Here is a 25,844-nt window from a genome sequence, read left to right as displayed (position 1 = left end):
CTATGATTTTTATAGGAGATTTTTTATTTTAATACATATCTTAGTATTCAGTTAATTCTATGGATGCTTAGATCATTTTAGAGGTGAGCAAAGACGTGCAAAGTGAAGAAGTAATTATCATTGGTGGAGGTCCTTGTGGGCTAGCTGCAGCGATCGCGTTACAAGAGATTGGGTTAGATCCCTTAATTATAGAAAAAGGCAATATTGTAAATAGCATTTATCATTATCCAACACATCAAACCTTTTTCAGCTCTAGTGAAAAATTAGAGATTGGTGATGTAGCCTTTATAACTGAAAATAGGAAGCCAGTCCGAAATCAAGCACTTGCTTATTATAGAGAAGTAGTTAAGCGAAAAAAGATTAGGGTTCAATCCTTTGAAGAGGTTTTTAAAGTTGAAAAGACAGAGAATGGTCACTTTGTCGTTGAATCATCTGCTGGGCTTTATCAATCAAACCAGGTAGTTATTGCTACAGGTTACTATGACCATCCAAATTATATGAATATTCCTGGTGAGGATTTGGATAAGGTCTTTCATTATTTTAAAGAGGCACATCCATACTTTGATTGTGATGTAGTAGTTGTTGGGGGCAAAAACTCAAGTGTTGATGCTGCTTTAGAACTTGTGAAAGCTGGAGCGAGGGTCACTGTTATTTATAGAGGAAGTGAGTACTCTTCAAGTATTAAGCCGTGGATTCTTCCAGAATTCGAATCCCTTGTGCGTCATGGTACAATAAAGATGGAATTTCAAGCACACTTGAAAGAAATTCATTTGAACGAAGTGGTGTATGAGAAACATGGGGAAACTTATCACATAAAAAATGATTTTGTATTTGCAATGACTGGCTATCACCCAGATCATGAATTTCTAAAAAAGATGAATGTGATCATTGATGAAGAAACTGGGCGACCATTTTTTGATGAAGAAACAATGGAAACCAATGTTGAGGGTTTATTTATTGCAGGTGTTATAGCTGCAGGGAATAATGCAAATGAAATATTTATTGAAAACGGCAGGTTTCATGGAGGTCTCATCGCTCAAAAAATTCAATCGACAGCTACAAAAAACAACTGACATGAGTGTGCCTGGTCTATTTAGTACTTTTGAGAATAGTACCAGGCAAGCTAGATTACTTTTGAAATAATTCTTGTAGTTTTTCTTGTGAGACATTACTTTCTAGAGCTACTAATAATTTAAGTCTTGCCTTTTGTCCATTTAGACCATTGGAGAAGATAACACCTAAATCCTTTAATTGCTTTCCACCGCCATCATAACCATAAACGTCCTCGACAAAACCATTGAAACATCTAGAAACAAGTACAACGGGAATATCATTGTCGATCATTTCTTTTAAATCATTGACCATCAAGGGGGGGAGGTTCCCTTGTCCAAGAGCTTCAATGACTAAACCGTCAATTCCTAATGATTGCACTGCTTGTAAAATTGTTCCATCCATACCTGCATATGCTTTTAGCATAATTACTTTCTTTGTAATACTCTTAATATTACATGTTTCTCTAAATAAGGGTGCTTGATGGAATACAACCCCTCTTTTTGTAACTATACCGATTGGTCCATACTGGGGACTTTGAAAAGTAGCTACATTACTTGTATGTGTTTTTGTCACATTTCTCGCAGTATGAATTTCATCATTTAAAACAACTAAAACACCTTTGCCACGAGCAGAATCACTTGCAGCAACTCGAATAGAAGAGATTAAATTGTATAAACCATCCGCTCCAAGTTCATTACTTGAACGCATTGCTCCAGTTACGACGATTGGTAGTTCAAATGATATGGTTACATCCAAAAAATAAGCAGTTTCTTCAAGTGTATCAGTACCATGTGTAATGACTACTCCATCAATATTTTCTGTTACAACACGTTCTTTTATTTCCTTCATTAACAACAGCATTTCGTTTGTTGTAATATGAGGCGAAGGTAAATGAAATAGCTCTAGCACTGAAATGTCAGCAATCTCATTTAAGCTGTTGGTTGTGTTAAGTAAAGGGTTTTGTTGATTTTGCTGGATCGTACCTGTCGTTTTATCTTCTATCATGGAAATGGTACCACCAGTATGTATAAGTAGAATCTTTTTCAAATGTATCACTCCCGGGAGTATGATTTCCTTAATTTACGATGTTCAATTAATCATTTACATGTTACGATATTCTTATCTGATTCTCAATAAAAATTAATTATATAATGTGAATGTAACATTTAATTATAATTTTGGTACGAAATGAGGAAGCGTATGGTTGCTATCATTTCCGCGGGTATTGCTCCTGGTTTAGCACTACTAAGTTATTTTTATTTAAAAGATCGATATGATAATGAGCCGATATCCATGGTGTTTCGAGTATTTATATTTGGTGCAATACTGGTATTTCCAATCATGTTTGTTCAATATGTACTTCAAGTTGAAGGGGTACTTGTCTCTCAGTTTTTGCGAGCCTTTATTGCCACAAGTCTTTTAGAGGAATTTTTCAAATGGTTTATTCTGATGTATGTTGTGTTTCAACATATTGACTTTGACGAGCCTTATGATGGGATTGTTTATGGAGCATCGGTTTCTTTAGGTTTTGCTACTTTTGAAAATATTCTTTACCTCTTTGCAAATGGAGTGCAATTTGCTTTTGGTCGAGCATTACTTCCTGTCTCTAGTCATGCCTTATTTGGGGTTATTATGGGTTACTATATTGGAAAAGGAAAGTTTGCTCCGAAGGGAAAGAAGAGCAAATGGATTGCTACTTCTCTTTTCTTACCGTTCATGCTACATGGTACGTATGATTTTATTTTGTTAACTCAGGAGAAATGGATGCTTTACATGCTACCTTTCATGATCGGTCTTTGGTGGGTAGGGCTAAGGAAGGCAAAAAAAGCTCGACTTGCTATGACAGCTTAATATGTTAAGGATGAGAGTCTACTTTGGTAGGCTCTTTTTTTGATGAATTTTCTAGTTTTTGAATAAAAAATAAGACATTACAGAAAATACATGTAAGTTTATATAGAATTTGGTTAAGGAGGTAAAAGAAATAATGAACTCTAGATTGTTCATAAAGTTACCAATTTTAGTTTTTATATTAGCATTTGGGATATTTGGAGGAAGCAATTTCAATAAAACCGAGGCATTTTCAGAACAAATTATTCAAAGAGGTGCGACAGGAGACGATGTTATTGAACTCCAATCAAGGCTTCAGTATAACGGGTATTATCATGGTACCATCGATGGTGTATATGGATGGTCAACCTATTGGGCAGTTCGTAATTTTCAGAAGGCTTTTGGGTTAACAGAGGTCGATGGTTTAGTTGGTCAAAAAACAAAGGACATGTTAAAAAGAGCCACTAAATACAATCGTGATTTTGTCTATGCAAATATAAATAAAGGAAATCGATTTACTCACTACGGAGGCGTGCCTTGGGATATACAGTCAGCACCTAGTAAGGAAGCGATTGAAAAAGCAAAGCAAACAGCTGAAGCACGAAAAAAAGAATCAGAAAGTCGTTTCAAAGCTCAAGGTGAAGAGCAACCGAAAAAAGGCAAGCAGCCACAAGGTGGAGGACAGGCCCAAGAAGGTCAGCAACCACAAGGTGGTGGTCAAGCCCAAGATGGCCAGCAGCCACAAGGTGGAGGACAGGCCCAAGAAGGTCAGCAACCACAAGGTGGTGGTCAAGCCCAAGGTGGCCAGCAGCCGCAAGGTGGAGGACAGGCCCAAGGTGGTCAGCAGCCACAAGGTGGAGGGCAACCGCAAGATGGTGGGCAACCGCAAGCTGAACCAGCTCCAGCACCAGCACCAGCTCCTCAGAATGAAGATGGTGAAGAACAAGAACAAGCAGCTGAAGAGGCAGCACCAGAAGAGTCTGCAGGACCAACAGCAGTAAATGTTCCGAGTGGTTTCTCACAAAACGATATACAATTAATGGCAAATGCTGTATATGGTGAAGCACGTGGAGAGCCATATATTGGCCAGGTAGCTGTAGCCGCGGTCATCTTAAATCGACTTAACAGCCCTACATTTCCTAAATCAATTTCTGGAATTATATTTGAACCACTTGCCTTCACAGCAGTAGCAGATGGTCAAATTTGGCTTACACCTAACGATACAGCAAGAAGAGCAGTATTGGATGCGATTAATGGGATGGACCCTACCGATGGTGCAACTTATTACTTTAATCCTGAAACAGCAACTAGTAAATGGATTTGGGGAAGACCTCAAATTAAACGGATCGGAAAGCACATTTTCTGTAGATAGAAAGGTGAGTGAACATGCTACGAGGAATTTTTATCACAATATTAACAATAGGAATAGTAGGAACCTCATATTGGGGCTATAAAGAACATCAAGAAAAAAACGCTGTATTAATTCATGCTGAAAATAATTATCAACGAGCATTCCATGATTTAACGTATCAGATTGATTTGCTCCATGACAAAATTGGAACAACACTAGCGATGAATTCAAAAGATTCTTTATCACCTGCCTTAGCAGATGTGTGGAGAGTGACCTCTGAAGCACAATCTGATGTAGGTCAACTTCCATTAACTCTTTTACCTTTCAATAAAACTGAAGAGTTTTTGTCTAATATCGGTGACTTCAGTTATCGTACAGCTGTGAGAGACTTAGATGGAGAACCTCTCAGTGATGAAGAGTATAAAACACTGCAAAATCTGTATTCGAATGCAGAGGATATACAGAAGGAATTACGTAAGGTTCAGCATTTAGTAATTGAGAATAATTTAAGGTGGATGGATGTAGAATTAGCATTGGCATCAGGACAAAAGCAAGCTGATAATACAATCATCGATGGATTTAAGACTGTTGAAAAAGATATAGAAGGATATAAAGAAACGAACTTTGGACCAACAGTCTCTAGCAAGCAAAATGGTGGAGAGTATGAAAATCTCGAAGGCAATGAAATCGATGAGAACAAAGCAAAGGAAATAGCAAAAGACTTTCTAAGTCTAAAAGGGAATATTGATATGTCCGTCACAGAAAATGGTGATGGAGCAACAAATGGCTTCTATAGCTTAAGAATAGATGATCCTGATTCAAAATCTGAAATTTATATGGATATTACCAAAAAAGGCGGATATCCAGTATGGGTCATTCAGCACCGAGATGTTAAAGATCCGAAAATCAGTTTAAATGAAGCATCAAATAATGCAATTAAGTTTCTTAAGGATCATAACTTTCACACTCAAGAACTGTTTGAAAGTGCACAATATGACAATATCGGTGTATTTAACTTTGTTTCAAGTATTGACGGTGTTAGAATCTATCCAGATTCAATTAAAATGAAGGTAGCGCTAGATGACGGTCATATCGTTGGATTCTCAGCTAAAGATTTCTTATCATCCCATAAGGAGAGAAAAATACCAAAGCCAGGTATTTCTCTTGAAGAAGCTAGAAAAAAAGTAAATCCGAATTTAGAAGTGATGGAAGATCGACTAGCGATTATAACAAATGATTTAAATGAAGAAGTTCTATGTTATGAATTTTTAGGGGTAATAAATGATGATACCTACAGACTCTATATTAATGCCGAAAATGGACATGAAGAAGAGGTTATCAAGTTGAAAAATGCTGAACCATTATATAATCAATCAATGTAATATTTATCTTTGGGAAAGTGAAATATACTTTCCCTTTTTTTTATTCCATGATTTAATATGAATATAGGTTGTTTTTGTACAACTGATAAAACTTAAAGTGTGGGGTTATGGAATAAGTAATTCGTATTCCTACACACTATTGATAGTGGGAAGAGTGATATAGTTTGTTGAGAATTGGAGATTCGATCACCTTAGAATTAATCAATAATGATAAAAGGGAATCATTTCGTTGCCGACTAGTTGAAGAAATGAATCATCAATTATACATCGATTATCCTATAAATGAGCAAACAGGAAAATCAATTTTCTTAATAAATGGAACAAAACTTAAGGCATCCTTTGTTGGCCAGGATAATTCTGTTCACTTATTTGAAACTGAAGTATTAGGTCGGACAATCAAGGGAATTCCGATGGTGATTATTTCATTTCCTGGATATAAGAATGTAAAACGAATACAAAGAAGACAGTTTGTTCGAATTGATGTAAGTCTTGATGTAGCAGTCCATTCAAAGGATCAGCGTTTTCCACCATTTGTAACACTTACGACTGATTTAAGTGCTGGGGGTTCATCAATCATTTTACCAAGAAAATATCTATGTCGCCCTGGTGATGAATTGGAGACATGGTTTGTCCTACCAATGATTTCAGGAGAAAATCAATACTTAAAATTGGAAAGTAAATTGATAAGAGTTATAGAGGAAAATGGCTCTCACAGGAGTAAGGCATCCTTACAATTTATTAATACCAATAACAACGCAATACAACTTATAACGAAATTCTGTTTTGAAAAACAATTATCTGATCGAAAAAAAGGAATACAGGATATAGAATAATTATTCTATTTATTTCACATACTATATAGAAAAAGTATGGGGTTGTGTGAAATGAAGCGGTTTGAGGGTATTTTAATTAAATTAATCATCATTCAATTAGTAACCATGATCGTAGCTCAAGGTTTATTATTATATACTCCTATCTCACCATATCTGACGAAAATCATTGATTACGAAGGCGTAAACAAATCCGAGGCTACTCAAACAATAGAAACATTCTTTCACAAGGAATGAAACGAAGAAAATTAGGGGGATTTATAATTAAATGAACAAGCATATTTCAATTGCAATTGATGGACCAGCAGCTGCTGGAAAAAGTACAGTTGCAAAAATCGTAGCAAGAAAATTGTCATACATATATATAGATACAGGTGCAATGTATCGTTCTTTAACATACAAGGCGATCCAAGAAGATATTAATTTAGAAGATGAAAAGAAATTAATAGACCTACTTCTTCAAACAAAAATCGAACTAAAACCAGTTGCTAATGGACAACTTGTTTATGTAAATGGTGAGGATGTTACGGAAGAAATTAGATCAAATATCGTGACAAACTCTGTTTCAATAGTTGCAAAACATCGTCAAATCAGAGAAGAAATGGTTGCTAGACAACAGCAATTAGCATTAAACGGTGGAGTTGTTATGGATGGTAGAGATATTGGTACGCATGTTATTCCTAATGCTGAGGTGAAAGTATTCTTATTAGCTTCAGTGGAAGAGAGAGCCATCAGACGCCATGATGAAAATGTTGCTAAGGGTATTGAATCACATCTTGATCAATTAAAAGAGGAAATTGCATTAAGAGATAAATTAGATTCAGAACGCGAAGTATCACCATTGAAGAAAGCAGAAGATGCGATCGAAATTGATACTACTTCCCTTTCAATTAATGAGGTGGTTGATAAGATTATGATCCTTGTCGATGAAAGGATTTGATTAGATGGATTTTTATATTTTTGCAAGGGAAACAGTAAGAGTCATTCTTCGCCCGTTTTATCGAATAGAAGTAATTGGTCAGGATAATATTCCAAAGGAAGGACCAGTAATCATTTGTTCTAATCATATAGATAACTTAGATCCTCCAATTGTAGGTATTACAGTACCAAGACCTGTCCACTTTATGGCAAAAGAAGAGTTATTCAACATTCCAATCTTAGGTAAGATTATTACAAAAACAAAAGCCTTTCCAGTAAAAAGAGGAATGAGTGACCGTGAAGCGTTAAGAAAAGCAATGAAGATCCTAAAGGAAAATCATGTACTTGGTCTATTCCCAGAGGGAACAAGAAGTAAGGATGGTCACTTAGGTAAAGGTCTTGCTGGAGCAGGGTTTTTCGCGTTGCGCTCTAGTGCTACTGTTATTCCTTGTGCAATTATTGGACCATATAAAATGTTTGGTAAGCTAAAAGTAGTGTATGGACCTCCGATTGAGATGGATATGCTTAGATCGGAGAAAGCATCTGCTGAAGCTGTTACTGAGCATATAATGGATGGAATTAGAAAATTGCTAGAAAAACATAAATAGTTTAAGAGTTTGTACTTGACAAAAGTTAGCATTTATTAGAAGTTTATTAAAGAGAGTTATTTTTAAACTATGTATTCCCAAGATGATTTTTGATCATCAAAAGTTGGGTATTGATACATTTGCAAGACAAAACAACAGTTACATTTGTTTTCGCAGGTGGACTTAAGGAGGTAAAATGATGGTTGAGGATATGAATCAAGTAGATGTGAAAGATTTAGAGGTTGGCGACACAGTTGTTGCGAAGGTGACAAAGGTTGAAGAAAAACAAGTAATCGTGAGCATTGAGAACAGTAAGGTTGATGGCATTATTCCAATAAGCGAACTCTCAAGTCTTCATGTAGAAAAAGCAAGTGATGTTGTTTCAGAAGAAGAAGAATTAGAATTAAAGGTTATTAAGGTGGAAGAGGATACTGTTATTCTATCTAAAAGAGCTGCAGTAGCTGAAAAATCATGGGAAATACTAGAAGCGCGCTTTGCCTCTGGAGAAGTGTTTGAAACAGAAGTAAAAGATGTGGTAAAAGGTGGTCTAGTCGTTGATATTGGTGTTAGAGGATTTATCCCAGCATCACTAGTTGAAGCTCATTATGTAGAGGATTTCTCTGAGTACCTACACAATACACTAACTGTAAAAGTGGTTGAACTAGACAGAGAGAAGAATCGTGTCATTCTTTCTCACCGTGCTGTTGTTGAAGCAGAGCAGAAAAATAAAAAGAATAAACTCATTCATTCATTAGAGGTTGGCCAGGTTCTTGAAGGAACTGTTCAGAGATTAACTGATTTTGGTGCCTTTGTTGACTTAGGTGGAGTTGATGGACTAGTACATATTTCTCAATTGTCACATAATCATGTAGAGAAACCATCTGATGTGGTTGAAGAGGGGCAAAAGGTTACTGTAAAGATTCTATCTGTAGATCTTGATAATGAGCGAATTTCACTATCGATAAAAGAAACCTTACCTGGACCTTGGGCTAATATTAATGAAAAACTATCTCGTGGTGATGTAGTAGAAGGGACTGTCAGAAGACTTGTTTCATTCGGTGCGTTTGTCGAAGTGATTCCAGGAGTTGAAGGATTAGTCCATATTTCTCAAATCTCAAATAAACATATTGGAACTCCACATGAAGTACTTAAAGAAGGACAAAAAGTAAATGTAAAAGTCCTTGAAATTAATGAGAAGGACCAAAAAATTTCTTTAAGTATGAAAGAGTTAGCAGACGACTTCGTAGATGAAGAGGATTTTGCGAAATACCAACAGAAAGAAGAATCTTCAGGTTTTCAATTAGGTGAAATGATTGGCGACCAACTTAAAAAATTAAAATAAAGATTTGGTGATCGAATGAGCAATCGAAAACAACGCAAGTTAGAACATATTCAGCATGCTCTATCAGTAGGTCAAGATAGAACACATGGTTTAGAAGATATAAAATTTGTTCATCAAAGCCTTCCAAATACCAATATCGATCAAATAGACATTAGTACGAAAGTAGGCGAACTTATATTAAGTTCGCCTATTTTAATAAATGCGATGACTGGTGGGGGTGGAGAAGAAACGAGAAAGATTAATCAAGCATTAGCATTAGTCGCAAAAAAAGCCAATATTCCCATAGCAGTTGGTTCGCAAATGGCTGCTATTAAAGATGCTAACGAACGATTATCTTTTGAAGTGGTGAGAAATACAAATCCGAATGGTATCATCTTTGCGAATTTAGGTAGTGAAGCAACCGTTGAAGATGCAAAACAAGCAGTTAACATGATTGAGGCGAATGCACTACAAATTCATCTTAATGTCATTCAGGAGCTTGTTATGCCAGAGGGAGATCGTAGTTTTGAGGGTGCATTAATGAGAATTGAGAAAATTGTAGACTCATTATCAGTACCTGTAATTGTAAAAGAGGTAGGTTTTGGGATGAGTAAAGAAACATGCCAAAAGCTCTCTGATATCGGAGTTGACATGATTGATGTTGGTGGAAGAGGGGGTACAAACTTTTCTGCTATTGAAAATAAGCGACGAACTCGGACGTTAGATTATTTTCAAACATGGGGCATTACGACTGCTGCATCTATTGCAGAAGTATCAAGTGTGAATGGTCATCCATCGATTATTGCATCAGGTGGAATTCAACATGCAATGGACATGGCGAAATCTATTGCATTAGGTGCATCTGTTGTTGGCTATGCTGGATATTTCTTGAAAATTTTAATGAATGATGGGGAACAAGCTTTATTAGAAGAAATCATTCATTTACAGACAGACCTAAGGTATATCATGACAGCAGTTGGTGCTAAAACAATAGATGAACTTCAGAACGCTATGATTGTTATTAGTGGAGATACTAATCAATGGCTACAGCAAAGAGGAATTGATACAACTAAATATAGTCAAAAAAAGTAAAGTAGGAAGCATTTAATGCATCCTACTTTATTTTTTTTGCAGATTAATGTTCATTTCTCTCTCTTGCTGCTTCAGGTCCTTCTAATTTCGTTGCTCCTGGTTGATGTAGCTCTGGATCACGATCCGCAGGTACAACATTTCGTTCCCTTAATTTCTTTTCTTGTCTATCTTTACCCATTTGACATTCTCCTTTAATTGTACTTAACAACATATTTATCTTTTGTGTAATTTTTTTATCTATTCTTATAAATTATCTTGAATTGCCGACTAATTAATTAGTTTTATAGCCATAATGAAGGATGTGGAGGTGGGTTATGGAAGGTATATATTTTTATTGGATTGCATGGATGGCCTGGGTCTATACTACATTTATTATGGAAAAAAACAAGGAACGGTTAGGTTTATCATTGCTATTTTTGATCCTTATTATTCTTTCACCACTACAATTAACATTAAAAACCTATCACTTAAATGTAGTTCATTTTGTCATCCTGTTTATTTCATTTACTTTGATTGCAAAAAAAACAATGGCACAAAAAGTATATTTACTTATTTGTTCGCTAACTATAACTATTGCGTATGTAACCTTTCAGCTCTTTGAATTATTTGATCCAATTTGGCTCTTTCTTGATCGGAAATTACTATTAGCATTTGTGCTTATTTATCTTACACTTATGCTGACAAAGGACCGATTTTCTAGAATGGCTATTCTGTTAATTGGTAGTTGTCAAGGCGAACTGCTTTATGGGTTTGTAATCAATAAGTTTCGTTTTGAATATGAGATTGGTTCATTTTTATTTCTTGATGTGTTGTCAATTGCTTTTTTTATTGTTTTTGTCTGGTTAAAAATAGAGCTGTTCATCCATTATTTTGATGAGATGATCCAAAAAAATGCTAAAGGAGAAACTCGAATAAATGAATGAATATACATACCCCATTCTGTTGGGATTAGTATTTGGAGTCATGACAAGAGTATATATGCTCCGTACTGATTACAGACAGTATCCAACTTATCTACATGGTAAGATTATTCATGTTGCTCTAGGGTTTATTGCAGCTGGCTTAGGAGCAGTTGCTGTCCCATCCATTATGGAGCAAGAATTTACAGCAATTACGTTTCTTACTATTGCTGCTTCTCAATTTCGCGACGTTCGAAATATGGAAAGAAATACATTAACAGAATTAGATCAATTTGAGTTAGTAAAACGAGGGAACACTTACATTGAAGGAATAGCTGTTGCTTTTGAAAGTAGAAATTATTTAGTGATTCTAACATCATTTTCAACAACTTTCGCCTATTTAGTTTGGAATGTTTGGGCAGGAATTGCAGCGGGAATCATCTCTTTACTTATATCGAAGAAGCTTATGGCTGGTGGAAAACTGAAAGATATGGTGGATATTGAATATGTTAAGCCCCGATTTGAAGGTCCAGGATTATATGTAGATAACATTTATATAATGAATATAGGGTTACCTGCTAGGCAAGAGGAAGTGCTTAAATATGGTATGGGATTTGTTCTAAAGCCCAAGAATTTTAATGTCAGGTCAACAATTGCTAATTTAGGTCAAAGACAAGCCATTTTACATGATGTTTCAACGGCTTTGGGTGTATATAGAGACTCTGGGACCCCAGCACTAATACCGTTGGCCAAGCGTGATCTAGATGATGGACGCGTTGGCATATTTATTCTCCCGCAGGAAAAGGACATTGAAAAAGCGATTGCTGTGATAGGTCAAGTGCCAACATTGGAAAATGCCATAAGAATGCCTACTGAATCAAAGGCTAATAAGAAAGGGCGGCGTTTACAATGAATTTAGAAAAGTATATTCTTGCAATTATTACAACCAATCCAAAAAAAGTCACTGGAAGTACAGCCATTTTTACATGTGAAACAAAAGAAGAAATGGAACATGTTGCAGGCAATTTAGAAGCGATATTGGATGGAATTGCACATGGCCTTAGTGATGAGTTATATGTGATTGTAAAGCACTAACATTAATTTTATTGCTTTTACCATGATATCTGATAGAATATAAAAGTTAGCCCTTCTAATTGAGAAGGGTTTATTTATACATATTGCTAGTTGTTTACATTGGTTTTGAATAACGGACTTTGTGAAATTACTTAACATAAGAACAGTGAAAAATAGCTTTCAATTAGAACATCAAGTAGAGGAAGGGTGATTTACTAATGGTAAAACCAGTAGTAGCTATAGTTGGACGACCAAATGTGGGGAAATCAACGATTTTTAATCGCGTTGTTGGAGAGAGAATTTCAATCGTTGAAGATGTACCTGGGGTAACTAGAGATCGGGTATATAGTTCAGGAGAGTGGCTAAATCAAACATTTAATATTATTGATACGGGTGGAATTGAGGTTGGAGATGAACCTTTTTTAGCTCAAATCAGGTACCAGGCTGAGATTGCTATTGATGAAGCAGATGTGATTATTTTCATGACAAATAGTCGTGAGGGAGTGACTGCTGCAGATGAAGAGGTTGCAAAGATCTTATTCCGTTCAAAAAAACCGGTAGTACTAGCAGTTAACAAAGTCGATAATCCAGAGATGAGAGATGCTATTTATGACTTTTATGCACTTGGCTTTGGTGAACCATATCCAATTTCGGGCTCACATGGTCTAGGATTAGGAGATTTGTTAGATGCTGTGATTGAGAACTTCCCAAATAAAGGTGTGGAAGACGAAGAAGATGATAAAATTCGATTTAGTTTAATCGGAAGACCGAATGTAGGTAAATCTTCTTTAGTGAATGCTCTCTTAGGTGAGGATAGAGTTATTGTTAGTGATATTGCTGGAACGACAAGAGATGCAATTGATACAGAATACAAATATAATAATAAAGAATATGTCATTATTGATACTGCTGGTATGAGAAAAAAGGGTAAAGTGTATGAGACTACTGAAAAGTATAGTGTGCTAAGAGCATTAAAAGCGATTGAAAGATCAGATGTTGTCTTAGTTGTTTTAAATGCTGAAGAAGGAATCATCGAACAAGATAAGAAGATAGCAGGATATGCACACGAGGCTGGAAGAGCTGTTGTCATTGTTGTGAATAAATGGGATGCGATTGAAAAGGACGAAAAAACAATGAAGGAATTTGAGCAAAAAGTGAGAGATCACTTCTTATTCCTTGATTATGCACCGATTGTATTTTTATCAGCGAAGACTAAGAAACGTATTCATACGCTTATCCCGATGATTGAAGTAGCTAGTGAAAATCATTCTCTAAGAGTAGAGACAAATGTATTGAATGATGTCATAATGGATGCAGTTGCTATGAATCCTGCACCAACTGATAAAGGAAAAAGATTAAGAATCTATTACACAACACAAGTTGGAGTTAAGCCACCAACATTTGTTGTATTTGTAAATGAACCAGAGCTTATGCATTTTTCATATGAGCGATTCTTAGAAAATCGAATTCGTGCAGCCTTTGGGTTTGAAGGGACACCAATTAGGTTGTTTGCAAGAGCGAGAAAATAAGGGTGAATTGTGAGGTGCAAAAATGAATCAACAGGTCGTAATAATTGGAGCAGGTAGCTGGGGGACAGCCTTAGCACTTGTTTTAGCTGATAATGGCCATGAGGTTAGACTGTGGGGCCATAATAAAGAACAAATTACTGAAATTAATCAACTTCATACTAATAGTAAGTACTTGCCTGATGTTGAACTACCAGCATCCATTGTTGGGTATTCTGATTTAAAAAGTGCATTGGAAGGAATACATACGATTGTACTAGCAGTTCCAACAAAAGCAATTCGTGAAGTCCTTAATCAGGTTTCTACAATGACAAGTACTGCTTTAACAGTGATTCATGTGAGTAAGGGGATAGAGCCTGATTCATTAAAAAGAATTTCTGAAATCATTGAAGAAGAACTACCAGAAGAATTATTGAAGGATGTCGTTGTCTTGTCTGGTCCAAGCCATGCGGAAGAGGTTATTTTAAGACAACCGACTACAGTGACTTCAGCTTCAAAAAATATTGCTGCAGCTGAATTTGTACAAGATCTATTTATAAATAAGAATTTCAGAGTCTACACTAACCCTGATGTTGTTGGTGTGGAAATAGGCGGTGCCTTGAAGAATATCATTGCACTATGTGCTGGAATAACCGATGGACTAGGGTATGGCGATAATGCTAAAGCTGCACTAATTACTCGTGGCTTAGCTGAAATTGCAAGACTTGGATCTGTTATGGGCGCAAATCCTCTTACTTTTTCAGGCTTGACTGGAATTGGGGATTTAATTGTTACATGTACGAGTGTTCATTCACGTAACTGGAGAGCAGGGAACTTACTTGGTAAGGGCCATAGCCTTGATGAAGTTCTAGAGAATATGGGCATGGTTGTAGAAGGTGTAAGAACAACGAAGGCAGCTTACCAGCTTGCAAAAAAAATGAATGTCAAAATGCCAATAACATTTGCTCTTTATGATGTTTTATTTAATGAGAAAAGTCCAAAAGAAGCAGTCGATTCTTTAATGGGAAGACTACCTACCCATGAAATGGAGGATCTTGCAAATATACTAGGTGAACGAACGGTATAATAGCTCACAATAGCACTGGATTTTGCATAAGATAAAATGAAGTGTAGTTGAAGGTAATCGCTTATCGAAACAGCCCAGTATAACATAGCCTTCAAAAAGAAATCTAATTAGAAATAGATCGTAAAAGATAGGCAATAACACGATACATTTAGGACGATATTTGCATAAAATGAAGCGTAATACTGTAAGGGTTGAACATGGTATGGGTAAAATAGTTAGAATGTGTACTGAAGTAAAGATTGCCCCCTTTACTTCAGTTTTTTTTGTATATGCGTAATAATTGGTGGCATTTCTTGAAAACGAAATATATGGTATAATATTTTGCGGCGGACAAGCATGATTTGTGTCCATTCAGGTAGAGATTAAAGATGGGGGAGATGTATGGATGACACCTGGATTGTTAAAAATGTGGATTTCATTAGCTGCAATGGGATTTATGTTTATTGCAGTTATAGGAATTTACTTTAGTCGATATAAATTAAATGGCATTTTTAAATTGATTACAGCTGGACTGGCTTATTTCTTTATGGTATTAGCAGGGATAATTATTTTCTTTGTTGTGCTAAGTGGTCCAGTAAGTGATTAGAGGCAGATTCATGATGAGTAAACAATACATAATAGTTTTAGGAATGCTCTTTTTTTTAACCGGTTGCATGTATCCTCAAGAAAAATTGGTTCAAAATCAAGTTCCGTATGAACATCAATTAGAATCTGTTCAAGCATCAGTTGAACAATTTCAGGAAGCAAATGATGGGTTACTTCCAATCAAAACAAGAGATATGGAAACACCACTATATCAAAAATACCCAATTGACTTTAATAAGCTCATACCTAGATATATCGCTGATCCTCCTGGTTCTGCTTATGAAAGCGGTGGAGTTTATCTCTATGTATTAGTTGATGTGGAAACGAATCCTACAGTAAAGCTTTTTGATTTGACGATATCTGAAAAAATTAGAGACTTAAATTTAAGATTAGATATGTACCGAAGAGAACATGGATTTCCTCCTATTAAGGAAGTGATAGAATCCGAATTCTTTACCTTAGATTATCAAAAGCTTGGTCTAAAGGAAGAACCCTTCGTTGTTAGTCCGTTTACGGGAAACAATCTTCCATTCATAATTAATAATGAAATTGAAGTATTTGTAGACTATCGAATTGATTTATATGATGCGCTTACGAAGCATGAACATACCTTCAAAGAAGGGGAAGATATTCGAAGTATCCTAGTTGACCATTCTATGTTTGTTCCAAGTCATTCAACTCCATATACAATTAATTCGGAAAATGAGCCGATTTTTTTAAAAAAATAGTTATGAACCCTTCCTTCGTGAATACAATCTAGAGGAAGGGTTTTTTATACTGTTTGTTACTTCAATCACTAGGGGTTCAAATTTATTTTTAAGATCTAGTCATAATTAAATAGGACAACGTCATACATATATAGTGTCCTAGATTATTAAATTTGTCGGATATTATTATCCCAGGAACTCTAAGATCAGGAGGGGATCACTTGGAAAAGGTAGATATTTTCAAAGATATCGCTGAACGTACCGGTGGCGATATTTATTTAGGAGTCGTTGGTGCGGTAAGAACTGGTAAATCTACTTTCATCAAGAAATTTATGGAGCTAGTAGTTCTACCGAATATCGGTAATGAGGCTGATAAAGCAAGGGCACAAGATGAGTTACCACAAAGTGCAGCTGGTAAAACTATTATGACAACTGAACCTAAGTTTGTGCCAAATCAAGCGGTATCAGTTCATGTTGACGAGGGGCTTGACGTTAATATTCGTCTAGTTGATTGTGTTGGATACACAGTCCCAGGTGCAAAAGGGTATGAGGATGAAAATGGTCCTCGAATGATTAATACTCCATGGTATGAAGAACCAATTCCATTCCATGAAGCAGCAGAAATTGGAACTAGAAAAGTCATTCAAGAACATTCAACAATCGGTGTAGTAATTACAACTGATGGTACGATTGGAGATATTCCAAGAAGAGATTATATTGAGGCAGAGGCTCGAGTGATTGATGAACTGAAAGAAGTAGGGAAGCCTTTTATTATGGTCATCAACACAGTACAGCCACATCACCCTGATACTGAAGCATTGCGACAAGAGCTTACTGAAAAGTATGATATTCCTGTCTTAGCGATGAGTGTTGAAAGTATGAGAGAAGGCGACGTATTTAATGTATTAAGGGAATCTTTATATGAATTCCCAGTGCTTGAGGTGAATGTTAACTTACCAAGCTGGGTCATGGTACTTCGTGAAGACCATTGGTTACGTGAAAGCTACCAAGATGCAGTGAAGGATACTGTCAAAGATATTAAGCGTTTAAGAGATGTTGATAGAGTGGTTGGTCAATTCAGCGAGTATGACTTTATTGATCAAGCAAGCCTAGCAGGAATTGAAATGGGTCAGGGAGTAGCAGAAATTGATTTATATGCTCCAGATGACCTTTATGATCAAATTCTTAAAGAGGTTGTTGGTGTGGAAATCCGTGGGAAGGATCACTTGCTACAACTTATGCAGGATTTTGCTTATGCTAAGGCTGAGTATGATCAAGTCGCTGATGCACTTAAGATGGTGAAGCAAACTGGTTATGGAATTGCAGCACCAGCGTTAGCTGATATGAGTTTAGATGAACCCGAAATTATCCGTCAAGGATCTAGATTTGGAGTACGATTAAAAGCAGTTGCCCCTTCCATTCATATGATTAAGGTGGATGTCGAGTCAGAGTTCGCCCCAATCATTGGCACTGAAAAACAAAGTGAAGAGCTTGTACGCTACTTAATGCAAGACTTTGAAGATGATCCACTATCAATTTGGAACTCTGATATCTTTGGTCGTTCGTTAAGTTCTATTGTACGTGAAGGCATTCAAGCGAAACTGTCATTAATGCCTGAAAACGCACGATATAAGCTAAAGGAAACGCTAGAGCGTATCATTAATGAAGGATCTGGTGGATTGATTGCGATTATTCTATAAGCAAAAGAATTGAAGGCTCCTTTCTAGAGGAGTCTCTTTTTTTGTGAAAATGGCTAAATATACCTATTTCAATAAGATTCTACGCGAAAATGATTGAAATATGTCTTATTATCGTTTAATATAAGGCATGTTAGTAATTACTAGCTCATTTAAATGTATAGAAATAGTTAAATTTGTGAAGAAATGATTAATGAATTGCAAGAATCGTTGCATAGTTAGATTTCTTAGATTTTGGGAGGAGGTGAATGGCATGAACAAAACAGAATTAATTAACGCTGTAGCTGAAAGTACAGAACTTTCTAAGAAAGATGTAACTAAAGCTGTTGATGCTTTATTTGACTCAATTTTAGAAGCATTAAAAAATGGTGATAAAGTACAATTGATTGGTTTTGGTAACTTTGAGGTTCGTGAGAGAGCTGCTCGTAAGGGTCGTAATCCACAAACTGGTGAAGAAATCGAAATTGCAGCAAGTAAAGTTCCTGCATTTAAACCAGGGAAAGCACTTAAGGACGCTGTTAAATAATACATAATCACCTGATATAAAAAGAAGAATCGTTCTTTAAATGATTCTTCTTTTTTGCTTTTCATATCCCCATTATGCTAGAATTTCATTACATTCATATTCCGAAAGAGAAATAAGAGTTAATCATCTAGTTATGTTTGACAGATATTCCTTTTTAAGAGATAGTTAGGGAAGATTTATAAAAAAGTCTTCTTTATATAAGGGGAGAGATTCATGAGTTTAAATGATAAGAATGATTTCATCGTAATTAAAGCGATTGAAGATGGTGTAAATGTAATCGGATTAACAAGAGGAACTGATACAAGATTTCATCATTCTGAAAAACTAGATAAAGGTGAAGTGATGATAGCTCAGTTCACAGAGCATACCTCTGCCATAAAAATTAGAGGACAAGCGATTATTCAAACGAGCCATGGAGAAATTGAGGCAGATGCGAAAAAATAAGCAGGATCTTCCTGCTTTATTTTTTAATGACTGAGACCTGTGTTTTTTTAACTAGAGACAAAGGCGAAAATAGGACAGGTATGTTATAATATAATTTGTTTATTAATTAATTATTGATTTTAAGCTATAAATAGGGGAAACAAGGGTGATTGAATGCTGGACATCAATGTGAGAATAGCCAATTTTAAGAAGCGAATTGAAGGAGAGTTAAACCATTCCTACCTACATAAATATTTGAGTAACCCTATTATAGATGAAGACAAGCTTCTTTTGTTATATACGATCTTTGAAGAGATTGAAATTGAAGAGCATGAACTGGAACATTATGTATTAACGACAATGCTCATTCAGTTAGCCCTTGATACTCATGATCAGGTTAGTACAAACACTTCATTGAAACCCTCTAGCCAATTAAAGAATCAACTAACGGTATTAGCTGGCGATTACTTTAGTGGCTTATATTATTATTTTCTTGCCCAAGCGGGTGATTTGAAAATGATACAATTATTATCTGAGGCAACAAAAGAAGTAAACGAACATAAGATTAGGGTCTATCAAAGTGATATAACTCAAGTAGAAACCCTTCTTGAAAGTATAGAAATAATCGAGTCCTCATTAATAAAAAAAGTAATCCAGTTTTTCCAACTTCCAAATTGGGAACTCTTTATTTCGAAATTTCTCCTTCTTAGACGTTTGATAAATGAAAGAGAATTGTACCTTTTAGAGGGACATTCGATTGTAGTGGATGCATTTTGCAATATTTCATATCCTCACTCAAATAAAAGAAATGAACATTCCGAATTAAAAAGTGAAACCATTTTAGAAAAATTAGACATTCAAATTAAAGGGGTAAAGGATATACTACTATCGTTAGGATCAAATAACTTTATAGGTAATCATTTACTCGAGGAAAGAATGAATCAATTAGTTAATTACCATTCCCAATTACCAATGAATAAGATTGCGGAGGAAGGATCATAGGATGCAACAATCAAAAGAAGAACGCGTACATCATGTGTTTGAAAGTATCTATAAAAATTATGATAAAATGAACTCGGTGATTAGCTTTCAACAGCATAAAGCATGGCGAAAAGACACAATGAGAAGAATGAATGTACAGCCTGGACAAGCAGCACTTGATTTATGCTGTGGAACGGCAGATTGGACAATCGCTTTAGCTAATGCTGTAGGTCCAAAGGGGAAAGTCATTGGTTTAGATTTTAGTAAAAACATGCTAAAAATTGGGCAGGAAAAAGTTAATCAACTTAAGCTAGATCAAGTAACTCTTGTTCATGGAAATGCAATGGAACTTCCTTATGAGGATAATTCGTTTGATTATGTAACAATTGGTTTTGGATTACGTAATGTTCCTGATTATAAGCAAGTATTAGAAGAAATGCACCGTGTAGTAAAGCCAGGTGGAAAAGTGGTTTGTCTAGAAACTTCACAACCAACATTAATTGGTTTTAAGCAGGGATATTATTTCTACTTCAAATACATCATGCCACTCTTCGGAAAACTATTTGCAAAGAGCTATAAGGAATATTCATGGTTACAGGAATCAGCTCGTGAATTCCCAGGGATGAAGGAATTAGCACAATTATTTAGAGAAGTTGGTTTAGTTGATATCGAAGTAAAGGCATACACCGGTGGGGTTGCGGCAATGCATTTAGGATACAAAAAACAATAGAAGGGATATTCCTTCTCAACTATAAGTAAATTTAGGTGAATTTCCATGAAATTAAAAATGATGTATTCTTTCTTAAGCACAGATCTTGCAATCATAGAAAAAGAACTTGAAGAAACTGTGCAAGCTGAACATCCTTTGTTAAGACAAGCTGGTGTTGAGTTACTTCAAGCTGGAGGTAAGCGCCTTCGCCCAGTATTCGTGCTTTTAGCGGGTAAGTTTGGAGATTATGATATAGATAAAATAAAAAATGTTGCCGTGGCTCTTGAAATCATCCATATGGCTTCATTAGTTCATGATGATGTCATTGATGATGCAGAGTTAAGAAGAGGAAGGCAAACAATTAAATCCAAATATGACAATAAGGTTGCCATGTATACAGGTGATTTTTTATTTGCTAGAGCCTTAGAATTAATGACAAAGCTTCAAGATGCAAAAGCACATAAGCTTCTTTCACATACAATGGTTGAGCTTTGTATTGGTGAAATTGAACAAATTAAAGATAAATATGATTTCGATCAGAATTTGCGTACATATTTAAGACGAATCAAAAGGAAAACAGCCTTATTAATTGCTGTTAGTTGTCAATTAGGTGCAATTGCTGCTAATGTATCTGAGGATATTCAAAAGAAGTTATATCTTTTTGGATATTATGTTGGGATGTCGTTTCAGATCACAGATGATATTTTAGATTTTACAGCAACCGAAGAACAATTAGGCAAGCCAGCAGGAAGTGATTTATTACAAGGGAATATCACGTTACCTGTATTAATAGCAATTAGAGATAGTCAATTAAGAGAGCAGATTGTTGGGGTTTCGAGTCATTCATCTGTAACAGATATAAAACCCATTATTGAATTGGTTAAATCTTCAAATGCAATTGACAAATCATTTGAGTTAAGCAATCTTTATTTGCAAAAGGCATTTGATATTCTAGACGATGTTCCGAATAATAAAACGAAAACAGCCTTTCATAATATTGCAAGGTTTATCGGTAAACGAAAATTTTAGCCCCAGATTTGATAGTTGTTGATAACCAATCAAAATAGTGTTAATATTTTGATTGGTTGGTCATATTTGCCAGTCATTTTTCATACATAACATAACTTTGATGGGGTGGAGTAGAGATGGAAAAGACATTTTTAATGGTTAAACCAGATGGAGTACAACGTCAATTAATTGGGGAAATAATTTCTCGATTTGAAAGTAAGGGCTTTCAAATGGTTGGTGCAAAATTAATGACAATTTCAGAGGACCTCGCAAAACAGCATTATGCGGAACATAGTGAAAGACCGTTTTTTAATGAATTAGTTGAGTTCATTACATCCGGACCTGTGTTTGCAATGGTATGGCAAGGTGAAGATGTAATCTCTCATTCTCGCAAAATGATGGGTGTGACAAATCCAAAAGAAGCACAACCAGGTACTATCCGTGGTGATTATGGACTAATCGTAGGAAAGAATATTATTCATGGATCTGACTCGCAAGAAAGTGCAATTCGTGAAATTAGCTTGTTTTTCGAAGAGCAGGAACTTCAAGAATACAGCAAATTAATAAATGAGTGGATTTATTAATTTGTAATAACACAAACTAATAGTAATGCCTTAGTGCCAGGCAATCATTTAATCATAGTTCGATTGAATGATTTGTGCCAGGCACTTTGTTTTTAACAAAGAAAGATGACAAAGGAGTAATACGATGCATGACGAGGATTATGGTCATTTTATTAACGAGATTAAAAGAAAAACAAATATTGATTTATCTCTTTACAAAGAAGCACAGATGAAAAGAAGACTTTCATCTCTATATGAAAAAAAAGGCTTTAAAAACTTTAAGGATTTTTTTACTGCATTAAATCGCGACGACAAATTATTTCATGAGTTCCTTGACCGGATGACGATCAATGTCTCTGAATTCTACAGAAATGCTAAGCGCTGGGAAGTCATTGAAAATAAGGTTATTCCTCAGCTACTAAGTAAAAACAAACAACTAAAAATATGGAGTGCTGCTTGTTCTACTGGTGAAGAGCCCTATACATTAGCGATGATATTATCAAATCATATTCCGTTATCATCCATCTCTATTCTAGCAACAGATATAGATACCAATGCTATTGCCCGAGCTAAACTGGGGGTATATCATGAACGATCGCTTAAAGAGGTTCCAGAAAGAATAAAACAAAAGTACTTTACAATGGAAGACCAGCATTTTAAGGTGAGTAGTGAGTTGAAAAAGGCAGTAACCTTTAAGCAGCAAAATCTACTAGCAGATCCCTTTGATAAACAGTTTGATTTGATTGTTTGTCGTAATGTATTAATCTATTTCACCGATGATGCAAAAAATCACTTATATCAAAAGTTTAGTGATGCACTGAAAAAAGATGGTTTTTTCTTTGTGGGGAGTACTGAGCAAATTTTTAATCCTAGTCAATTCAATCTTGAAACAGAAGACACATTTATTTATAGAAAAAAATAACTAAAAAAGCCCAATTATGGGCTTTTTTTCAGAATGATCGATTCTATTTATTCAAATTTTTAAAAAATAGAACTACTCGAACACTCTATTGTATGATATATTGATACATAATCGCTTTAAAGCCATGAAGGGGGATAAACATGAGGTACTTAACCGCAGGAGAATCACATGGTCCACAATTAACAACGATACTTGAAGGAGTACCAGCTGGACTAAGTATAACACATGAAGATATAGATATAGAACTTGCAAGACGTCAAAAAGGGCATGGTCGCGGAAGAAGAATGCAAATAGAGAAAGACCAGGTTCAAATCTTAAGTGGAGTAAGACATGGTAAAGCACTTGGCTCACCCATTACTTTGGCTGTCGAAAATAGAGACTGGACACATTGGACAAAAATCATGGGAATTGAGCCGCTTGAAGAGGGTACTGAGGATGAAATCAAAAGAAAAATATCACGTCCACGCCCAGGTCACGCTGATTTAAATGGTGCGATAAAATATGGTCATAGAGATATGAGAAATGTATTAGAGCGCTCCTCAGCGCGTGAAACAACAGTAAGGGTTGCTGCAGGTGCTGTTGCGAAAAAACTCTTATTTGAACTAGGGATTACAGTAGCAGGTCACGTTGTCGAAATTGGTGGAGTAAAAGCTGAACGAATCCCATATAAGGATTTAAAGGAATTACAGACAGTGACTGAAGCTTCATCAGTTCGTACATTTGATCCCAAAGTAGAACAACAGATGATGGATGCAATTGACCAAGCGAAAGAGAATGGAGATTCAATTGGTGGTGTTGTTGAAGTCATCGTTGAGGGTGTACCAGCAGGAGTAGGAAGTTATGTCCATTATGATCGTAAGCTGGATGCTAAAATTGCAGCAGCAGTTATGAGTATTAATGCATTCAAGGGCGTAGAGTTTGGAATAGGTTTCCAAGCAGCTGAATTACCAGGTAGTCAGGTACATGATGAGATTATTTGGGATCAAGAAAATGGTTATACAAGACGTACCAATAATTTAGGGGGCTTTGAAGGTGGGATGTCGACTGGAATGCCTATTGTTGTAAGAGGTGTCATGAAGCCTATTCCTACCCTTTACAAACCTTTAAATAGTGTCGACATAGAAACAAAAGAAGTATTTGCTGCAAGTATTGAGAGATCTGATAGCTGTGCGGTTCCAGCTGCAAGCGTCGTAGCTGAAGCGGTTGTAGCATGGGAAATAGCGACAGCAATTGTTGATCAATTTGGGCAAGATCGAATCGACTTGTTATTAGCAAATGTGAATAACAGCAGGGAATTTGCGAGGAAGTTCTAATGAAAATCCTTCATATAAAAACGAAAACAAAGGATTATCCTTTATATGTAGGAGAGAACATTTCTGAGAAGCTGCCAGAGTTTATTAAGTGGAAAGTGACTAAGATTTTAATCATTACAGATGAAAAAGTCAGTCAATATTATTTGGATAAGGTCGTTAATTACCTAAATGGTAAGTTTCAGGTGACATCATTTGTCATTCCAAGTGGTGAGAAGGCTAAATCTATAGATGTTTTTTACCAATGTCATACACATGCATTAAAAGAAAAGCTTGATCGCTCATCCCTCGTTATTGCACTTGGGGGAGGAGTTGTTGGCGATCTAGCTGGATTTGTTGCAGCTACATATATGAGGGGAATCCCATTTATTCAAATGCCAACAACTCTCCTAGCTCATGATAGTGCAGTTGGAGGAAAAGTGGCCATCAATCATGAATTAGGTAAAAATATGATTGGTGTATTCTATCAACCTGAAGCAGTGGTTTATGATATATCTTTATTAGAAACACTACCTGAGCAAGAAATGAGATCTGGCTTTGCAGAAGTCATTAAGCATGCTCTCATAAAGGATGTAGAACTGTACCATTGGTTAACAGCGAATATTCATTCCATTTCAGACTTAAAAGCTGACCAGCTTCAGCATGTTATAGCTAGTGGTGTAAAAGTAAAAGCTGACGTCGTGTTTGAGGATGAAAATGAAACGGGCATTAGGGCTATTTTGAATTTTGGTCATACTTTAGGACATGCAATAGAAGCAGAGCTTGGATATGGTCAGATTTCACATGGAGATGCAGTGGCAATTGGTATGCTATTTGCGATAAAAGTGAGTGAGAAGCATTATGGAATAGATCTGCAATCTAGTTCTTTTATTTCTTGGTTTCACACATTTCAATTTCCTACATGTATTCCAAATCAATTAAGTGCTGATTTACTTATTGAAAGAATGAAAAGAGATAAGAAATCAAAAGAAGACAAGATTCGTATGGTTCTTATGCGGGAAATTGGAGCTGTTGAGGTAGTTGAAGTGAATGAAGAGATGATCAGGTCGTTGCTTAAGGAGGCTACTAATGATTAGAGGAGTTAGGGGAGCTACTACAGTAGTTGAAAATAATGCAGAAGAAATATTAATAGCAACAGATCAGCTTATTAGAGAAATGATCGAAAAAAATACAATTAAAGCATCAGATGTTGCACAGGTATTAATTTCGGTTACAGATGATATTGATGCTGTATTTCCAGCTGCTGCATTAAGAAAGATTGAGGGATGGTCGTTTGTTCCTGTTATGTGTATGCAAGAAATCCCTGTCATGAATTCATTAAAGAAATGTATTCGTGTGATGATGACAGTTAATACAGCCATTGATCAAGAGGAAATCAAGCATATTTACTTAGGAGAAGCAGTTAGTTTACGTCCAGATCTTAAGGTTTAATGATTTTTATATTCTGATAATTGTTGACAAAACCAAAGCTCATATAATAACATGAT

General features: G+C 35.7%; 30 protein-coding genes. 28 read left to right on the top strand and 2 right to left on the bottom strand.

Features of this window, described 5'->3' with window-relative positions; all coding sequences use genetic code 11:
* Positions 1 to 95: 95 nt before the first annotated feature.
* Positions 96 to 1,073 (top strand): YpdA family putative bacillithiol disulfide reductase, encoded by a 978-nt coding sequence (locus F7888_RS15175; RefSeq protein WP_191780858.1) that lies wholly within the window; start codon positions 96 to 98, stop codon positions 1,071 to 1,073.
* Between the two features lie 55 nt (positions 1,074 to 1,128).
* Here the strand turns inward: F7888_RS15175 and F7888_RS15170 are convergent, their stop codons facing one another.
* Positions 1,129 to 2,100 carry an asparaginase gene (locus F7888_RS15170; protein WP_191780856.1) on the bottom strand — a complete coding sequence of 324 codons (972 nt, stop codon included), beginning with the start codon at positions 2,098 to 2,100 and terminating at the stop codon, positions 1,129 to 1,131.
* A gap of 153 nt (positions 2,101 to 2,253) precedes the next feature.
* On the opposite strand from F7888_RS15170, the gene prsW reads away from it, so the two are divergent.
* The 9 genes from prsW (at position 2,254) to fni (ending at position 10,361) form a co-directional block, all read left to right on the top strand.
* Positions 2,254 to 2,904 carry a glutamic-type intramembrane protease PrsW gene (gene prsW / locus F7888_RS15165; RefSeq protein ID WP_191780854.1) on the top strand — a complete coding sequence of 217 codons (651 nt, stop codon included), beginning with the start codon at positions 2,254 to 2,256 and terminating at the stop codon, positions 2,902 to 2,904.
* A gap of 133 nt (positions 2,905 to 3,037) precedes the next feature.
* On the top strand, positions 3,038 to 4,252 hold the full coding sequence (locus F7888_RS15160; protein WP_191780852.1) for a cell wall hydrolase: 1,215 nt from the start codon (positions 3,038 to 3,040) through the stop codon (positions 4,250 to 4,252).
* A 14-nt stretch (positions 4,253 to 4,266) separates the two neighbouring features.
* On the top strand, positions 4,267 to 5,613 hold the full coding sequence (gene ypeB / locus F7888_RS15155) for a germination protein YpeB (RefSeq protein WP_191780850.1): 1,347 nt from the start codon (positions 4,267 to 4,269) through the stop codon (positions 5,611 to 5,613).
* Between the two features lie 164 nt (positions 5,614 to 5,777).
* Entirely contained in the window at positions 5,778 to 6,446 is a 669-nt protein-coding gene (locus tag F7888_RS15150; protein WP_191780848.1) for a flagellar brake protein, read from the top strand.
* Positions 6,447 to 6,497: 51 nt separating this feature from the next.
* Positions 6,498 to 6,680, top strand: coding sequence for a DUF5359 family protein (locus F7888_RS15145; RefSeq protein ID WP_191780846.1), 183 nt, complete (start codon positions 6,498 to 6,500; stop codon positions 6,678 to 6,680).
* A 31-nt stretch (positions 6,681 to 6,711) separates the two neighbouring features.
* Complete coding sequence (cmk, locus tag F7888_RS15140) at positions 6,712 to 7,383, top strand: (d)CMP kinase (protein ID WP_191780844.1); 672 nt, start codon at positions 6,712 to 6,714, stop codon at positions 7,381 to 7,383.
* A 4-nt stretch (positions 7,384 to 7,387) separates the two neighbouring features.
* Positions 7,388 to 7,969 carry a lysophospholipid acyltransferase family protein gene (locus F7888_RS15135; protein ID WP_191780842.1) on the top strand — a complete coding sequence of 194 codons (582 nt, stop codon included), beginning with the start codon at positions 7,388 to 7,390 and terminating at the stop codon, positions 7,967 to 7,969.
* Between the two features lie 178 nt (positions 7,970 to 8,147).
* Positions 8,148 to 9,290, top strand: a complete 1,143-nt coding sequence (rpsA, locus tag F7888_RS15130) for a 30S ribosomal protein S1 (RefSeq protein WP_191780840.1) — start codon at positions 8,148 to 8,150, stop codon at positions 9,288 to 9,290.
* A 15-nt stretch (positions 9,291 to 9,305) separates the two neighbouring features.
* Positions 9,306 to 10,361: a type 2 isopentenyl-diphosphate Delta-isomerase gene (gene fni, locus F7888_RS15125; RefSeq protein WP_191780838.1), complete on the top strand. Its 1,056-nt coding sequence runs from the start codon at positions 9,306 to 9,308 to the stop codon at positions 10,359 to 10,361.
* A 43-nt stretch (positions 10,362 to 10,404) separates the two neighbouring features.
* Here the strand turns inward: fni and F7888_RS15120 are convergent, their stop codons facing one another.
* Positions 10,405 to 10,539, bottom strand: a complete 135-nt coding sequence (locus F7888_RS15120; protein WP_191780836.1) for a YpzI family protein — start codon at positions 10,537 to 10,539, stop codon at positions 10,405 to 10,407.
* A 136-nt stretch (positions 10,540 to 10,675) separates the two neighbouring features.
* Here F7888_RS15120 and F7888_RS15115 point away from each other — a divergent pair, with 136 nt between their 5' ends.
* From F7888_RS15115 to aroH, 18 genes are all read left to right on the top strand, one after another.
* Complete coding sequence (locus F7888_RS15115; protein WP_191780835.1) at positions 10,676 to 11,284, top strand: YphA family membrane protein; 609 nt, start codon at positions 10,676 to 10,678, stop codon at positions 11,282 to 11,284.
* Positions 11,277 to 12,173, top strand: coding sequence for a YIEGIA family protein (locus F7888_RS15110; RefSeq protein ID WP_191780833.1), 897 nt, complete (start codon positions 11,277 to 11,279; stop codon positions 12,171 to 12,173). Before F7888_RS15115 ends, F7888_RS15110 begins: the two co-directional genes overlap by 8 nt.
* Entirely contained in the window at positions 12,170 to 12,355 is a 186-nt protein-coding gene (locus tag F7888_RS15105) for a capping complex subunit for YIEGIA (protein ID WP_191780831.1), read from the top strand. Before F7888_RS15110 ends, F7888_RS15105 begins: the two co-directional genes overlap by 4 nt.
* Positions 12,356 to 12,552: 197 nt before the next feature.
* Positions 12,553 to 13,863 carry a ribosome biogenesis GTPase Der gene (der, locus tag F7888_RS15100; RefSeq protein WP_191780829.1) on the top strand — a complete coding sequence of 437 codons (1,311 nt, stop codon included), beginning with the start codon at positions 12,553 to 12,555 and terminating at the stop codon, positions 13,861 to 13,863.
* A 22-nt stretch (positions 13,864 to 13,885) separates the two neighbouring features.
* Positions 13,886 to 14,926 (top strand): NAD(P)H-dependent glycerol-3-phosphate dehydrogenase, encoded by a 1,041-nt coding sequence (locus F7888_RS15095; RefSeq protein WP_191780827.1) that lies wholly within the window; start codon positions 13,886 to 13,888, stop codon positions 14,924 to 14,926.
* A gap of 385 nt (positions 14,927 to 15,311) precedes the next feature.
* Positions 15,312 to 15,512: a DUF2768 domain-containing protein gene (locus tag F7888_RS15090; RefSeq protein ID WP_191780825.1), complete on the top strand. Its 201-nt coding sequence runs from the start codon at positions 15,312 to 15,314 to the stop codon at positions 15,510 to 15,512.
* A 10-nt stretch (positions 15,513 to 15,522) separates the two neighbouring features.
* Entirely contained in the window at positions 15,523 to 16,239 is a 717-nt protein-coding gene (locus F7888_RS15085) for a hypothetical protein (RefSeq protein WP_412096006.1), read from the top strand.
* A 200-nt stretch (positions 16,240 to 16,439) separates the two neighbouring features.
* Positions 16,440 to 17,918, top strand: coding sequence for a stage IV sporulation protein A (gene spoIVA, locus F7888_RS15080; RefSeq protein ID WP_191780823.1), 1,479 nt, complete (start codon positions 16,440 to 16,442; stop codon positions 17,916 to 17,918).
* Positions 17,919 to 18,168: 250 nt separating this feature from the next.
* Entirely contained in the window at positions 18,169 to 18,441 is a 273-nt protein-coding gene (locus F7888_RS15075) for an HU family DNA-binding protein (protein WP_175490372.1), read from the top strand.
* 213 nt (positions 18,442 to 18,654) lie between these two features.
* Positions 18,655 to 18,885 carry a trp RNA-binding attenuation protein MtrB gene (mtrB, locus tag F7888_RS15070; protein WP_191780821.1) on the top strand — a complete coding sequence of 77 codons (231 nt, stop codon included), beginning with the start codon at positions 18,655 to 18,657 and terminating at the stop codon, positions 18,883 to 18,885.
* Between the two features lie 153 nt (positions 18,886 to 19,038).
* Positions 19,039 to 19,866 (top strand): heptaprenyl diphosphate synthase component 1, encoded by an 828-nt coding sequence (locus F7888_RS15065; protein ID WP_191780819.1) that lies wholly within the window; start codon positions 19,039 to 19,041, stop codon positions 19,864 to 19,866.
* 1 nt (position 19,867) lies between these two features.
* On the top strand, positions 19,868 to 20,575 hold the full coding sequence (locus F7888_RS15060; RefSeq protein WP_191780817.1) for a demethylmenaquinone methyltransferase: 708 nt from the start codon (positions 19,868 to 19,870) through the stop codon (positions 20,573 to 20,575).
* Between the two features lie 45 nt (positions 20,576 to 20,620).
* Positions 20,621 to 21,583 (top strand): heptaprenyl diphosphate synthase component II, encoded by a 963-nt coding sequence (gene hepT / locus F7888_RS15055; RefSeq protein WP_191780815.1) that lies wholly within the window; start codon positions 20,621 to 20,623, stop codon positions 21,581 to 21,583.
* Positions 21,584 to 21,699: 116 nt separating this feature from the next.
* Entirely contained in the window at positions 21,700 to 22,146 is a 447-nt protein-coding gene (ndk, locus tag F7888_RS15050; RefSeq protein WP_191780813.1) for a nucleoside-diphosphate kinase, read from the top strand.
* Positions 22,147 to 22,270: 124 nt separating this feature from the next.
* A complete protein-coding gene (locus tag F7888_RS15045; RefSeq protein WP_191780811.1) occupies positions 22,271 to 23,047 on the top strand; it encodes a CheR family methyltransferase in 777 nt (258 codons plus the stop codon).
* Between the two features lie 140 nt (positions 23,048 to 23,187).
* Complete coding sequence (gene aroC, locus F7888_RS15040; protein ID WP_191780809.1) at positions 23,188 to 24,360, top strand: chorismate synthase; 1,173 nt, start codon at positions 23,188 to 23,190, stop codon at positions 24,358 to 24,360.
* Positions 24,360 to 25,433: a 3-dehydroquinate synthase gene (gene aroB / locus F7888_RS15035; RefSeq protein WP_191780807.1), complete on the top strand. Its 1,074-nt coding sequence runs from the start codon at positions 24,360 to 24,362 to the stop codon at positions 25,431 to 25,433. The genes aroC and aroB overlap by 1 nt, the downstream gene beginning before the upstream one ends.
* Entirely contained in the window at positions 25,426 to 25,788 is a 363-nt protein-coding gene (gene aroH, locus F7888_RS15030) for a chorismate mutase (RefSeq protein ID WP_191780805.1), read from the top strand. Before aroB ends, aroH begins: the two co-directional genes overlap by 8 nt.
* Positions 25,789 to 25,844: the final 56 nt, after the last annotated feature.

Source organism: Litchfieldia stipae, from assembly GCF_014837155.1.
Lineage (GTDB): Bacteria > Bacillota > Bacilli > Bacillales > Bacillaceae_L > Litchfieldia.
The sequence above is the reverse complement of the archived record's forward strand: the minus strand, read 5'-3'. Positions and strand labels throughout refer to the sequence as shown.